Genomic DNA, 11,956 nt, shown 5'->3' on the forward strand with positions numbered 1-11,956 from the left:
ACGTGGTCCGGGTCGGGGACAATGGGCTACGCATTCACTGACGACGACGTCACGTTCCTGCGCTCCCGCCACGGAGCGAAGGCGCTGGACATCGTCGCGGCACTACCGCTGGACAAGCAGACCATGCTGTCCGACATCGCCCAAGTCAGATCGCGCTACCCAGGGCATGATGCTGCGCTCATCGAAACGGCGCTCTGTCGACGACGTGGCCGGGCGAAACTCCGTGCGGCCGAAGAGATGTTGTTCACCGACGACGCGTTGCAACAGGCGACGGCGACCGCGGTCGCGGCCCATCGCGCCGCCGAGATCGCCGGCCGTTACCCGGGTGCGGTGGTGCACGACATCACGTGCTCCATCGGCGCTGAGTTGATGGAACTCGGTGCGCGGCAGGGGATTGCCGGCGTCATCGGCAGCGATCTGGATCGGGTGCGGGTGGCGATGGCGGCCTACAACACCGCCGCAGTCGGGCATCGTGCGACCCTGCTCCTCGCCGACGCCCTCACCCCGACGTCGACCGCCGATGTGGTGCTCGCTGACCCGGCGCGCCGTACCGGGTCAGGGCGAGTGTTTCGCCTCGACCAGCTGACTCCGCCGCTGCTGGAGCTCTTGACCACCTATGCCGGTCGTCCGCAGGCAGTCAAATGTGCACCCGGACTGGACTATCGACTCCTACGCGAACGATTCGGCTTCTCCGGACAGGTGCAGGTCGTTTCCCTCGATGGCGCCGTCCGCGAGGCGTGCCTGTGGACCGAACGTGCCGGTGAACCCACGCAACGTGCCACCGTACTGCGCACCGCCGACGACGGCACCGTGGATGCCTACGAGGTCACCGATGCCGATGGCGACAGTAGTGCGCCGGGCGAGATCGGGGAGTGGATCGTCGATCCCGACGGTGCGGTCGTGCGCGCCGGTCTCGTACGCAATTATGCTGCGCGGCACGGGCTGTGGCAGCTCGATCCGCAGATCGCCTACCTCACCGGTGCGGCGGTCCCGGCGGGCGAGCGCGGATTCCGGGTCCTCGAGGTCACCGGAACCGGCGAGCGGGAACTACGCAAGGTGCTCGCTGCCCGAGACTGCGGACGCCTGGAAATCCTGGTGCGCGGCATCGACGTCGATCCCGATCGGCTGCGGAAGCGCTTGAAGCTCAAGGGGTCACAGGCGTTGACCCTGGTGCTCACCCGGATCGGCCGTAAGGGTGTCGGGATTGTCTGTGACGAGGGCCGCCGGTTCTGACCGTCGTCGCTTGATCGCCGCGCACAGCACCGCGGCGATCACGCACAACCCGGCCGCGATGTGAAAGGCGTTGTCGTAGCTACCCTGTGCGTCGCGGATGTAGCCGGCGCCGAACGCGGCCACCGCAGCGCCGAGCTGATGGGACGCGAACACCCACCCGAACACCACCGGCGTCGATGCGCCGAAGTATTCGCGGACGATCGCGATGGTCGGCGGCACCGTGGCCACCCAGTCCAGACCGTAGAAGATGATGAACACCCAGGTGCTCGGTTCGGCGTGCGGTGAGAGCAGCATCGGCAGCACCAGCAGGGACGCTCCGCGACCGAGATAGTAGATCACCAGTAGGAGTCGGGCATCCACACGGTCGGTCAGCCAACCCGAGAACACGGTGCCGGCGACGTCGAAGATGCCGATGGTCGCCAGCAGGGATGCGGCGACGGTGGTCGGCATGCCGTGGTCGTGGGCGGCCGGGATGAAGTGGGTGCCGATGAGCCCGTTGGTGGTCATCCCGCAAATCGCGAAACTACCGGCGAGCAACCAGAATGCGGGCACCCGCGCGCCCTGCACCAGGCCCCGCGCCGCGGCGCTGAAGCTGCCGTTGGGCAGTGCCTCCTCGGGGGCGTCCGGGGCCGCGCCGTAGGCGACGGTACCGACGTCGCGTGGATGATCGCGAATCATCAACCACACCATGGGGATCACCGCGAGTGCGGCGGCGGTGACGATCAGTGATGCGGTGCGCCACCCATAGGAGTCGGTGATGTGGGCGACGAGTGGCAGGAAGATCAGCTGGCCGGTGGCACCGGCCGCGGTGAGGATGCCGGTGACCAAGCCGCGCCGCGCGACAAACCACCGCGTGGACACCGTCGCGACGAAGCCCATCGAGATCGATCCGGTGCCCAGGCCGACCAGCACACCCCACAGCAGCAATAGTTGCCAGCCGGTGGACATGAACACCGACAACCCTGTGCCGGCCGCGATCAGCAGCAGCGCGCCGGTCAGCACAGGCCGGATGCCGAAGCGGTCCATGAGGGCAGCGGCGAATGGCGCTGTCGCCCCGAACAGAATCATGTTGATCGACATGGCCGCGCCGATCGTCGCGTGCGACCAGCCGAATTCCATGTGCAGCGGGTCCATCATCACGCTCGGCACGGCCCGGAAGCCCGCGGCGCCGATGATCGCGATGAAGCTCGCGGACGCAACCCACCACGCCCAGTGCACACGCCCCAACACGGGTGTTCTCGTCATGCCGACCATCATCTCGGATGGGATGGCATTGACACCAGTGGCATGATTGCCAATATGTCGGAAGATTCTGCCAATCGGCATCGTGTCGTGGTGCTCTGGCTGCCGCCCACCGTCGGCTTCGACGCGACCATGCCGTCACTGCTGTTCGGACAGGCCGTCGACGCGACCGGGGCGCCGCTCTACGACGTGATCACCTGCACGCTCGAGCCTGGGCCGATCGAATCGACCACCGGGTACGCGATGATCGCCGCAGCCGGACCCGAGGCGCTGGCGAAGGCTGACACGGTGATCGTGCCCGGCACCCGCAGCGAACCGGCCCGCAGTAGTGGAGTTCTGTCCGATGAGCAAACGGCTGCGCTCGCCACCATCCGCCCCGGCACCCGCATCGTCTCCATCTGCACAGGGGCATTCGTCGTCGCGGCGGCCGGACTCCTCGACGGCCGTCGCGCCACCACCCACTGGCGGCAGGCCGACGAGTTCCGGCGACTCTTCCCCGACGTCGCCCTCGATGAGTCGGTGCTGTTCGTCGATGAAGGCGACGTGCTCACGTCGGCGGGTCTGGCTGCGGGAATCGACCTGTGCCTGCACATCATTCGACACGATCACGGTACCGCGGTCGCCAATCACGTTGCGCGATACTGTGTGGTGCCGCCGTGGCGGGAAGGTGGGCAGGCGCAGTTCATCGAACGCCGGCTGCCCGACGCCGATCAGCGCAGCACCGCCGCCGCCCGCGAGTGGGCGACGGCGCACCTGACCGAATCGCTGTCCGTCGCGCAACTTGCCGCGCACGCCGGAATGAGTGCCCGCACCTTCAGCAGGCGGTGCCATGACGAGACCGGACTGTCCCCGGGCGCGTGGGTGTTGCGGCAGCGGGTCGGTTATGCGCGGGAACTCCTTGAGACGCAATCCCTCTCGGTCGACGAGGTTGCCGAACGGTCGGGACTCGGGTCGGCCGACAACCTGCGACATCACCTTCGCCGTGAACTCGGGATGTCGCCGTCGGCGTATCGGAAGACGTTCGCGGGGAGTCGGGCTGGGTGACAGTTCATCACGACCACGCGCGGGCAGACCTCGACGCCCAATAGCTCGCCGGGTCCTCGGCCGAGACGGCAAGCGTCTCGAGAAGTCTCTCGGACAGCGTGCGCTGGGCGCCGCTGACATGCGATTCGATGTGGTCGACGGTCACGGCCCCGGAAAGCACACGAGGACTGAATGGTTGGGCGATGGCCGCGGCCACAGCGAGTTGATCGATACTCAGGCCGACGGTCGCCGCCGCCTCTCGGGCCACCCGCACGCCGGCCGATGTGTCGTCGCTCCCGGGCGCGAGCCGTCCGTTGGCGAGGCACTCTTTGACCACGATTGCGTACCCGCGGTCGTGTGCTTCGGTGAGTGCCGGTCCGGCCGAGCTCTCGAGGAGATTCCAGGTGGATTGGATCGACGAGAACAGGGGTGCGCCGTCGACCTCGAGATCGGTTGCTGCGCGAATCGCGCGGTCTTGATTAGGGCCGGACGTAGACAGGCCGACACGAGTTCCGTTGTCGCGCAATGCGGCAAGGGCCTGCTGCAGGTCGGTGTCGTGCCAGAGTGGGCTGTCGTCGGTCAGGGAGTGGACTTGGTAGAGCCCGAGGCGGTCGCCGAGCAGTGCGCGCGATTGGTCGAACTGTTCGGTGAACGCGTCGAGGCTGTGGTCTTTGACCTCGTGGACCGCCGCGTCGAGTTGCCAGTCACCGACGTAGCGGTAGCCCCATTTGGAGGCGACGGTGACGTCGGTGATCTCGGGGTGCGCGGCGATCCAGTCGGCGAGGAACTCCTCGGCACGCCCGTAGGAGCGGGCGGTGTCGACGTAGCGGATCCCAAGGGCGTAGGCGGCGTCGAGCACCTCGGCGGTGCGTGCCCGCATCTGCTCGACGCCACGGCCGGCGAGGTCGTGGTCGCGCCCGGCGGTGATATAGGCGGGTCGTCCGAGTGCGGCGAGTCCGAGACCGAGTCGTGTGCTCACGTCTGCTGTCATCGTTGCTCCGTTCGGCCGACCCTCACTGTTCGTCGTCGACCATCAGCGCGCAGATCTCGACGTGGCGCAGCAGAAACCGCTTCTCGTCGAGCCGTTTGCGGCGCATCCAGGCGGTGACCTCGGTGTTGCACTTGCCTGCGTTGCAGGACCGGCAACACGGTACGACGTTGGTCACGGTGTACCGGCCGCCCCGCGAGATGGCGAGCACGCAGTCCTTCTGCATCGCCGAATCCGTTCTGGCGCAGTAGGCGCAGCCACCCCATAGCGACTGTAGGCGGGTCCACTGCTCGGCGGTCAGGTCGTGCTCGACGGCGTCCATCCGTCGTTGGCGACGACGTGCGTACCGGCGGGCACGAGTGCGGTTGGGTGCGGCCACGTCGATCACGGTAACGGGCCGCAGCCAGACGTCGGGTCTGCCGCGCCGATCCCGTTGACAGCGCCCAGATAATCATCGACAGCGCCCGGCGTGGGAGCTGTCAACGTGTGGGAGGGCGCTGTCGACGTGTGGGAGGGCGCTGTCGACGGAGACGCGGGCGCTGTCGACGGGAGCGTGGGCGCTGTCGACAGGGACGCGGGCGCTGTCAACTGCGGTGGGCCGCGCTACTGCCCCTCGATCTCACTCTTGGAGTCGAAGAAGTACACCTTGCCGATGTTGGTGGCGACGGCGATCTGGCCCTTGGGGGAGACCGCGACACCGGTAGTGAATCCCACAGCTTCCGGCAATGCCAACGTGCGCAATGTCTTCCCGTCCGACGTCGACACCTCGGTCAGCGACAACGAGTTCTTGCCGGCGTCGCGCACCACGGTCCAGGCAGTGTTCTGCGCGGTCAGCGTCGACAGGCTCACGGTGGCGAGATCGTCGCGTTGCCACACCTTTTCGACGTGATCGCCCTTGTCGCGGAGCAGGACCAACGGGGCGCCGAGCACGCCGGTCGGCATGATCAGCCCGTCCGGGGACACCGACATCGTCGCGAAGCCGTAGCCGCCGTTGTTGTAGCTCCACTTGGTCTTACCGGTCGCGGCATCGAGCGCGACGATCTGCCCGAGGCGGCTGAACGCGTAGACGGTGTTGCCGTCGGCCGAGAGCGTCGTCGGTCCGATCACGCCGCCGGGCACATCGGCGTGCCAGATCTCGCGGACCACCCGCGCACCGTTCTCCTTGCTGTAGGCCATCGCGCGCACCTGTGAGGCGATCGCGCCCTGCGGCCAGAAGTTGAGGAAGAACCGCTCGTGATCCATGTCCACGGCGGCCGGCGCGGGGATGGCGCAGCGCGGGCCGTTGGTCACGCACTCGCCGAGGCCCTGCAGTGCATCGTCGGGGTTGGCGTCGGCCCGCAACCGAACCTCGGGTGCGGTGAACTCGTTGGTCTGGGAATTGATCAGCAGGATCTGTCCCTGCGTCGTGGTCACCAGCACCTCGCCGGGCGCCGCGAACTTCCCCGACAGCGGCACCCCGATCACCGGCATCTGCCAGCGGATCGCACCGCCGGCATTGAACGCGAGGAACTTGGCCGCCTCGCCGATGTAGGGCTGGTCGTACTGGTCGACGAGCAACGTGTTGACGCCGATGCCCTCACGCATGCGTTTACAGAAGTTCTTGCGTCCGGTCCGCGGATCCAGGACGAACACGTTGCAGCCGTTGTCGGTGGTTGCGGTGACGCCCACGTTGGATTGATTCGACAGCGTGATCGGCGCAGTGATGGGACCCCCGGTCGGGCGGGTCCAGCTCAACTCCAGGTCATCGGGGACGCTCGGGTAGGCGTAGTTGGAGTTGCCGTTGTTGCCGCCGTAGCTCGACCAGCCCGGGCTGGGCAGGGAGCGGACGTCGATGTGGCCGTCGGAGCAGCCCGCGAGAACGAGTGCGACGACGCTGACCAGGAGGGTGGCGACGGTGGCGGGAAGTCGACGGGCCGTGCGGCGCCGGTCGGCTGCTTGCACCATCGGGGCTCCTGTCTGATCGAGCGCGTCGGCCACGCCGGACGACGGGCCAGCGATGAGCCTATCGTGCCCGGAATTCTTCTCGATTAGGGTTTGTCGTCATGACGACGATGTGGAATGCCTCCTACCGGTCCCGTTGGCGGGCCGGCCGTCGGCGAGATCCCGCCCAGGTCCGGTTCCTCACCGTCGACTCGCTGCGCTGGGTGCTGCGCAACCGGGCCTACAACCCCTGGTACCTGGTGCGCTACTACCGGCTGGCGCGCTTCCGGCTGGCCAACCCGCACATCGTGCTGCGCGGCATGGTGTTCCTCGGCCGCAACGTCGAGATCCACGCCACCCCACAGATGGCGCGGATGGAGATCGGGCGCTGGGTCCACATCGGCGACGGCAATTCCATCCGCTGCCACGAGGGCAGCCTCAAAATCGGCGACAAAACCGTGTTCGGTTGCAACAACGTCGTCAACTCCTACCTCGATCTCGAGATCGGCGGATCGACGCTGATCGCCGACTGGTGCTATATCTGCGACTTCGACCACAAGATGGACGACATCACCCTGCCCATCAAGGACCAGGGCATCGCCAAGGGGCCGGTGCGCATCGGACCGGACACCTGGGTCGCGGCCAAGGTGTCGGTGCTGCGCAACACCATCGTCGGCCGCGGCTGTGTGCTCGGCTCGCACGCGGTGGTCAAGGGCGAGATCCCCGATTTCTCGATCGCCGTCGGGGCGCCGGCTCGAGTGGTCAAGAACCGCAAGGATGCGTGGGCGTCGACGGCGGCGGAGCGCGCCGAACTCGAACGCGCTCTCGCCGACATCGAACGCAAGAAAGCCGCTGCGGCACACCACAAACCGTGACCAGTCCCGGGAAACCCGACGGCGCCGACGACGAGATCCTGCGGCGCGGGCTCGCCGCGTTCTCCGAACTCGGCTACGACCACACCACCGTCCGCGAACTCGCCGCCCGCATGGGTGTCAACCGCAACTTCATCGGCGACCGGTTCGGTTCCAAAGCCGCGTTCTGGTACGCCGTCGTCGACTTCGCGTGCCGCGATGCGTCGGTGTGGTCGACGCCGGACCCGGCGCTTCCCGACGACGTCTACGTGCGCCGCACCATCCGCGGCTTCTACCGCAGCGCGGTCGACCACCCCGACCTGCATCGCCTGCTCATCGACGAATCGGGCCGCGATTCCGAGCGCCTCGACTATCTCTACCGCCATTACATCGACCCATCACTCGAGCACATGTGGACCCCCATCGGGCGTCTCCAGGCGTCCGGAACCGTCCCTGACCTGCCGCGGCACGTGCTGTTCTTCGTCATCGTCGGACCGATGCTCGGGATGACCCACGCGCCGCTCGCCACCCATCTCGGTCGTGCCCCGCATCCCGACAGCACGGAGATGACCCGCCACGCCGACGAACTCGCGGCACTGGTGATCAGCGCCCTCGACCTCACCTCCTGACACTTGTCAGAAGCCAGGTCGGCTGTCAGACTGGTCGCGTGGCGGGGATCACTCGTCGGGTGCCGTCGCGGGGCGGCGGGATGTGAGTGAAAGGTGCGAAACATGGCGTTGACCCACGACGAGGCGGTTGCCCGGGCTCGTGAACTGGCTCCGGGGATCGCAGCTCGGGCGCGCGAGGCCGAGGAGTTGCGGGCGCCGCACCCGGATTCGATTCGGGAACTCGTCGAGGCGGATCTGATCGGAATCCTCACCCCGAAGCGCTGGGGTGGTTCGGAACTCGGTCTCGACACCCACCGGGAGATCGTCGAGATCATCAGTGCTGCTTGTGTTTCCACCGGCTGGATTCTTGCGTTCTATACCGGTCACTCGGGCATGTTCGCCACCCGATTCCCGGAGCAGGCGCAAGCCGAATTCTTTGCCGAACGGCCGTACATCATGGCGCCGGCAACCATGGCGCCGGTCGCGAAGGCCGAGCGCAGCGACGGAGGCTGGACGGTCTCCGGGCGGATGCCGTGGGGGACCGGGGTCATGCACGCCGACTGGGTCATCCTGTCCGGATTCGCCTCGGACGGCGCGCCTTACATGTTCGCGATGCCCGCCGAGGACACCAAGGTCGACGACGTCTGGCAGATGGCCGGGATGGCCGCCACCGGCAGCAACGACATCATCGTCGACAACGTGTTCGTGCCCGACCACCGGTCCGTTCCACTGCGCGTCGCCGGCGCTGCCAACTGTGAGAACGCCCAGGCGCTCGACGATCCGATGTACCACCTGCCGCTGCTCGCGTTCATCTATTGCCAGGCGATCCCGGTTTTCTCCGGCGCCTTGCGCGGCGCGGTGAACTCCTTCGACGAGATCACCCGACGCCGGACCCGCACCTACACCGGGGCCACGTCGACCGACGACAAGTACGCACACATCCTGCTCGGCCAGGCGCGCATCGAAGCGCACATGGCCGAGCGTCTGGTCCTCGACCTCATCCGCGAAACCGAAACCCACGAAGGCAAATTCACCATCGAGGACCGGGCGCGGATGAAAGGCAGCGCGGCGGCAATCGTCGAACTGTGCCGCACCTCGGTCAACAACCTGATGCACAATGCGGGTGCGTCCAGCTTCAACCTCGATGTGCCGTTGCAGCGGGTCTTCCGCGACGTGAATGTGATTGCCACGCACGCGTTCTGGGATTGGGGAGTGAGTCGCGAGCAGGTGGGACGGATCTCCCTCGGCCTGCCGCCGACGTCGCCGTTGGTGTGACCTGCGGGGCGTCGTCAGTGGGGCACGTCAGTTGGGGCCGCCCAGCGAAAAGCCCTCGCTCGGTTGCACAACCACGAAACCCGGTCCGTGGAAGGCGAGTTGGAACGACTCGCCGGACCCACGGCCGACGAGTGACCCGAGCTTGAAGTCGTTCTTGACGCCCGGTGTCAGATTCGCCGACCAGCACACCGCGGCCTGCGGGTCGACGTAGGTCGGCTGCACCGAACAGTCTAGGAGCACCGGCGGGCCGTCGCTGGTGATCCCGACCGTGCCCTGGCCGGACAGGGTGAGGTTGAACAATCCGCCGGCGAGCATGCCCGCGTTGCCGATCGAGGTGATGTTCCACTGCAGGGACGCGTCGAAGGCGAGCAGGCTCGAGGTGTTGATGGTCAGTGCGTCACCCTCGAGGTCGATGGTGAAGACGTCGCTGTTGCGTCGAGCGAAGAACACCTCGCCCTGCCCGCGCACCCGCATCAGCTGTCCGCCCTCGTTGGTGAGCGCCTTCTTGAAGAAGTTCGACATGCTGCCGGACCCTTCGTGCGCGAAGTCGAACTGACCCTGATAGGCGACCATTGCGCCCTTGGCGGCCAACGCTTCCGGGCCGAACCCGACCCGCAGCATCTTGCTCGACTGCAGAGTCCACCGCACGGTGGACTCCTTCTCGCGGTTGGCCTGGTCGAAGATGGGACTGCGCATTGTCGGCTCCTGGTCGGTGTCGGGTTTACTCCCATTGTCCAGGTCTGTGGGCCACAGGACTCGCAGTGCTTGGTAAACGAGGCACTGCAAGCTGCAACGCGCTGTGGATAACTGGTCTCCTTCGACCAGATGACTCGCGATGGCATGCCAAAGCGGCTCTGGATGCGGTGCTGGGCTTCGTCGAATCCACTACAGTAGAGAACGAGATTGCGGACACTGAGTTCAGTCAAGAGTTCGGCGACGAGCGAGGCGAGCGGGCATGAAACAAATCAAGGTGACCGCCGTCCAAGTGTCGGCGGCGCGCGCCCGAGTATTGCTTGACGAAGCGACCGGCGATGACACGCCTGAGACGATTCGCAAGCTTGCCACGACCCGGCTCCGCGAAGACGTCGGCGACGATTGGCGCGAGCAACTTCGGCGGTACGACCTCCCCGAGTTCGGTGACCTAGACCTGCGGAGCAGACTCCGTTGGACCAGAATCATGGTGCAGGTGGAGCGGAGTGAGGACCCGGCCGTTAGGGTTTCGGCGGCGCGGGCATTGGTTCTCGTCAACGACGCCACGGGTACCGAGTCGTCCGAGACGTTACTTCAGCTTGCGGCGACCCGACTTCCAACCGACAGCGGCGTCGACTGGCGTGAGGAAATGCGAAGGATGGGGGACCAGTCTCGCGGTGTAGGCGAGCCAGCCAGGTATCGCGCATCGTAGGTACGCCTTCGTAATGAATTGTGGCGCTTTGAGGTTTGTTGAGCGTGGGTCTCGATGCGCTCGGCTCCTTCGTCGCCGGGCTTACTCGACCAGCGGGAAAGGTGTCCCGACGGACGTGCTCAGACTTCAGCAGGACCCGGATCACGTTCGGGCAGTGGACGTTCCGGGATGTTAGGACGGCCGACCGGGTGGCGTACGCGTCGTTTGGCGGCGAGGTATACGCCGACGGTGCGCTCGGCGACCTCGCCCCAGGAGAACTCCGCGGTCAGCCGATCCCGGGCGCGTCGGGCGCGGGTGGCGGCGGCACCCGGATCGCTCAACGTGGCCCGGACGGCGGTCGCGATGCCGGCGACGTCGCCCGGAGTGAAGGTGAGTCCCGTCGTCGGATCGCTGACTGCTTCACCGAGTCCGCCTGCGGTGGACACAACCAGGGGAGCGCCGGTGGCGGCCGCTTCGAGGGCGACGATGCCGAACGGCTCGTAACGGCTCGGCAGCACAATCGCCGTGCAGCGGTGCATGAGTTCGACGAGTTCGGCGTGGTCGACGGCGCCGATGAAGCGCACCGCCTTGGTCACCCGATGCCGGCGGGTCTGTTCGACCAGCCACTCCAGCTGCGTGCCGGTGCCGGCGACCGTGAGGGTGGTGCCCGGATGGGTGCGCCGGATGCGGGGGAGCGCGGCCAGTAGGTCCTGCAAGCCCTTCTCGTATTCCAGTCGCCCGGCGAACAACAACTCCGGCGTGCCGGCGCGGTCCGGTCGCGGCGCGAACGGCCACGTGCGGATGTCAATACCGTTGTGGATCACCGAGACGTCGGGAATCTCCGGGCCGAAGAGTCGGGTGACCTCGTCGCGCATTGACGCCGAACACGTGATGAGCGAATCGGATTCGCGCGCCAGCCACCATTCCACCGAATGCACTTGCCGATTCACCGGCCCGCTGACCCAGCCGCTGTGCCGGCCGGCTTCGGTCGCATGGATGGTGGATACCAGTGGGACGTCGAAGAATTCGGCCAGTGCGATCGCCGGATGTGCCACCAGCCAGTCGTGGGCGTGCACCACATCGGGTTCCCATCCCGCCTCGGTATCCGAGTGTCGTTCGCCGGCAAAGGCTTTCAAACCGGCGCGGATGAACGCGTGGCCCATCGCCAGTGTCCAGGCCATCATGTCGCGGCCGAACTGGAACGCCGGCGGATCCTCGGCGACCGCCAGGATGCGCACGCCGTCGACGTGCGTGTCGGTGGTGGGGTGACTGACGGCGTCGGTGCCGGTCGGTCGGCGGGTGAGCACGACGACGTCGTGGCCCGCCTCGGCCAACTCGGTGGCCAGGTGATGGACGTGCCGACCGAGCCCGCCGACCACCACCGGTGGGTATTCCCACGACACCATCAAGATCTTCATCGCCCCACCCCCAGTGC

General features: G+C 66.8%; 12 protein-coding genes. 6 read left to right on the forward strand and 6 right to left on the reverse strand.

What is annotated here, in order from left to right; all coding sequences use genetic code 11:
* The first annotated feature begins 21 nt into the window (after nucleotides 1-21).
* The gene (locus tag AAFP30_RS02280) at nucleotides 22-1,233 is read left to right on the forward strand and encodes a THUMP-like domain-containing protein (protein ID WP_419228203.1); all 1,212 of its coding nucleotides are present in this window, start codon (nucleotides 22-24) and stop codon (nucleotides 1,231-1,233) included.
* Here the strand turns inward: AAFP30_RS02280 and AAFP30_RS02285 are convergent.
* Nucleotides 1,153-2,478 (reverse strand): MFS transporter, encoded by a 1,326-nt coding sequence (locus AAFP30_RS02285; protein ID WP_419228204.1) that lies wholly within the window; start codon nucleotides 2,476-2,478, stop codon nucleotides 1,153-1,155. The genes AAFP30_RS02280 and AAFP30_RS02285 overlap by 81 nt on opposite strands.
* A 54-nt stretch (nucleotides 2,479-2,532) precedes the next feature.
* On the opposite strand from AAFP30_RS02285, the gene AAFP30_RS02290 reads away from it, so the two are divergent.
* Nucleotides 2,533-3,519, forward strand: a complete 987-nt coding sequence (locus tag AAFP30_RS02290; protein WP_419228205.1) for a GlxA family transcriptional regulator — start codon at nucleotides 2,533-2,535, stop codon at nucleotides 3,517-3,519.
* Between the two features lie 7 nt (nucleotides 3,520-3,526).
* On the opposite strand, the gene AAFP30_RS02295 is transcribed toward AAFP30_RS02290, so the two are convergent.
* The 3 genes from AAFP30_RS02295 to AAFP30_RS02305 all read right to left on the reverse strand — a co-directional run bounded on the left by AAFP30_RS02295 (nucleotide 3,527) and on the right by AAFP30_RS02305 (nucleotide 6,430).
* Nucleotides 3,527-4,489 (reverse strand): aldo/keto reductase, encoded by a 963-nt coding sequence (locus tag AAFP30_RS02295; protein WP_419228206.1) that lies wholly within the window; start codon nucleotides 4,487-4,489, stop codon nucleotides 3,527-3,529.
* A 22-nt stretch (nucleotides 4,490-4,511) separates the two neighbouring features.
* A complete protein-coding gene (locus tag AAFP30_RS02300; RefSeq protein ID WP_419228647.1) occupies nucleotides 4,512-4,808 on the reverse strand; it encodes an HNH endonuclease in 297 nt (98 codons plus the stop codon).
* 281 nt (nucleotides 4,809-5,089) lie between these two features.
* Nucleotides 5,090-6,430 carry a PQQ-binding-like beta-propeller repeat protein gene (locus AAFP30_RS02305; protein ID WP_419228207.1) on the reverse strand — a complete coding sequence of 447 codons (1,341 nt, stop codon included), beginning with the start codon at nucleotides 6,428-6,430 and terminating at the stop codon, nucleotides 5,090-5,092.
* A 98-nt stretch (nucleotides 6,431-6,528) separates the two neighbouring features.
* Here AAFP30_RS02305 and AAFP30_RS02310 point away from each other — a divergent pair, with 98 nt between their 5' ends.
* The 3 genes from AAFP30_RS02310 (at nucleotide 6,529) to AAFP30_RS02320 (ending at nucleotide 9,140) form a co-directional block, all read left to right on the forward strand.
* Complete coding sequence (locus AAFP30_RS02310) at nucleotides 6,529-7,281, forward strand: acyltransferase (protein ID WP_419228208.1); 753 nt, start codon at nucleotides 6,529-6,531, stop codon at nucleotides 7,279-7,281.
* Nucleotides 7,278-7,886: a TetR/AcrR family transcriptional regulator gene (locus AAFP30_RS02315; protein ID WP_419228209.1), complete on the forward strand. Its 609-nt coding sequence runs from the start codon at nucleotides 7,278-7,280 to the stop codon at nucleotides 7,884-7,886. Before AAFP30_RS02310 ends, AAFP30_RS02315 begins: the two co-directional genes overlap by 4 nt.
* Nucleotides 7,887-7,988: 102 nt before the next feature.
* Complete coding sequence (locus AAFP30_RS02320; protein WP_419228210.1) at nucleotides 7,989-9,140, forward strand: acyl-CoA dehydrogenase family protein; 1,152 nt, start codon at nucleotides 7,989-7,991, stop codon at nucleotides 9,138-9,140.
* Nucleotides 9,141-9,167: 27 nt separating this feature from the next.
* On the opposite strand, the gene AAFP30_RS02325 is transcribed toward AAFP30_RS02320, so the two are convergent.
* Nucleotides 9,168-9,836: an AIM24 family protein gene (locus tag AAFP30_RS02325; RefSeq protein WP_419228211.1), complete on the reverse strand. Its 669-nt coding sequence runs from the start codon at nucleotides 9,834-9,836 to the stop codon at nucleotides 9,168-9,170.
* A gap of 259 nt (nucleotides 9,837-10,095) precedes the next feature.
* On the opposite strand from AAFP30_RS02325, the gene AAFP30_RS02330 reads away from it, so the two are divergent.
* Complete coding sequence (locus AAFP30_RS02330) at nucleotides 10,096-10,542, forward strand: hypothetical protein (RefSeq protein WP_419228212.1); 447 nt, start codon at nucleotides 10,096-10,098, stop codon at nucleotides 10,540-10,542.
* A gap of 119 nt (nucleotides 10,543-10,661) precedes the next feature.
* Here the strand turns inward: AAFP30_RS02330 and AAFP30_RS02335 are convergent, their stop codons facing one another.
* Nucleotides 10,662-11,939, reverse strand: coding sequence for a glycosyltransferase family 4 protein (locus tag AAFP30_RS02335; protein WP_419228213.1), 1,278 nt, complete (start codon nucleotides 11,937-11,939; stop codon nucleotides 10,662-10,664).
* Nucleotides 11,940-11,956: the final 17 nt, after the last annotated feature.

Source organism: Gordonia sp. CPCC 205515 (assembly GCF_048537925.1).
Lineage (GTDB): Bacteria > Actinomycetota > Actinomycetes > Mycobacteriales > Mycobacteriaceae > Gordonia.

Coding starts and splice junctions, on each gene's coding strand:
- AAFP30_RS02280 (WP_419228203.1), top strand. CDS start 22: ATGGGCTACGCATTCACTGACGACGACGTCACGTTCCTGCGCTCCCGC.
- AAFP30_RS02295 (WP_419228206.1), bottom strand. CDS start 4,489: ATGACAGCAGACGTGAGCACACGACTCGGTCTCGGACTCGCCGCACTC.
- AAFP30_RS02290 (WP_419228205.1), top strand. CDS start 2,533: ATGTCGGAAGATTCTGCCAATCGGCATCGTGTCGTGGTGCTCTGGCTG.
- AAFP30_RS02310 (WP_419228208.1), top strand. CDS start 6,529: ATGACGACGATGTGGAATGCCTCCTACCGGTCCCGTTGGCGGGCCGGC.
- AAFP30_RS02330 (WP_419228212.1), top strand. CDS start 10,096: ATGAAACAAATCAAGGTGACCGCCGTCCAAGTGTCGGCGGCGCGCGCC.
- AAFP30_RS02325 (WP_419228211.1), bottom strand. CDS start 9,836: ATGCGCAGTCCCATCTTCGACCAGGCCAACCGCGAGAAGGAGTCCACC.
- AAFP30_RS02305 (WP_419228207.1), bottom strand. CDS start 6,430: ATGGTGCAAGCAGCCGACCGGCGCCGCACGGCCCGTCGACTTCCCGCC.
- AAFP30_RS02335 (WP_419228213.1), bottom strand. CDS start 11,939: ATGAAGATCTTGATGGTGTCGTGGGAATACCCACCGGTGGTGGTCGGC.
- AAFP30_RS02300 (WP_419228647.1), bottom strand. CDS start 4,808: ATGGACGCCGTCGAGCACGACCTGACCGCCGAGCAGTGGACCCGCCTA.
- AAFP30_RS02320 (WP_419228210.1), top strand. CDS start 7,989: ATGGCGTTGACCCACGACGAGGCGGTTGCCCGGGCTCGTGAACTGGCT.
- AAFP30_RS02285 (WP_419228204.1), bottom strand. CDS start 2,478: ATGACGAGAACACCCGTGTTGGGGCGTGTGCACTGGGCGTGGTGGGTT.